The sequence below is a fragment of the Arthrobacter sp. TB 26 genome, from assembly GCF_000427315.1.
Taxonomy (GTDB): Bacteria; Actinomycetota; Actinomycetes; order Actinomycetales; family Micrococcaceae; genus Arthrobacter.
Genome location: NZ_AUPJ01000278.1, coordinates 1 through 567 on the forward strand (window position 1 = coordinate 1; position 567 = coordinate 567).

General features: G+C 69.1%; 1 pseudogene. It reads right to left on the bottom strand.

Annotated features, from left to right (window positions below):
* Window positions 1-567: pseudogene (locus K789_RS0109980) on the bottom strand (hypothetical protein); the annotation flags it as partial.

The following is a 567-nucleotide window of genomic DNA, read 5'->3' on the forward strand; positions in this document are numbered from 1 at the left end:
GCGGCAGCCGCGCCGGTCATGTCCCCTTCGGCCAGGCACTCAATGCCCAGCCGCACATCCATGGGTGAGTCATCCGGGTAGACCTTGTCCGCCACGGCCCCATAATCCAGTTCCACCACCGACCCCGGGTGGAAGAGCTCCAGCCATTCGGTGAGCTGGGTGAGATCCTCCAGCATGTCCAGATCCGGTGCGGCCAGGGCCAGGTGGGCCACCGCATAGCGGACCCGTTCCAGGGCCTCGGCGATCGTCGCGCGGATACGCACGGTGACAATCCGCCCCTCGGATTCCACCACGTCGGTGGGGTCCGACTCCGTAAACAGGCAGAACCAGCTGAAGGGGATCCCCCAGGTGGACGCCCGGGTGTGCACGCGGCCCAGCCCGGAATGCGCCCGCACTTCATCGATGCGCTCCTGGTGCCTGTCGCGCTGCTCCTCCGGGATCAGCATCTGGGCCAGCGGCCCGTGGATGCCCTCCATCAGGGCGTTGGCAGCCAGCCCGGCCCGCAGCACCAGCTGGCTGGGGCAGTACAGCAGCCGCTCGGGCAAAGCGGCGTCGGGAGCCCCGCCG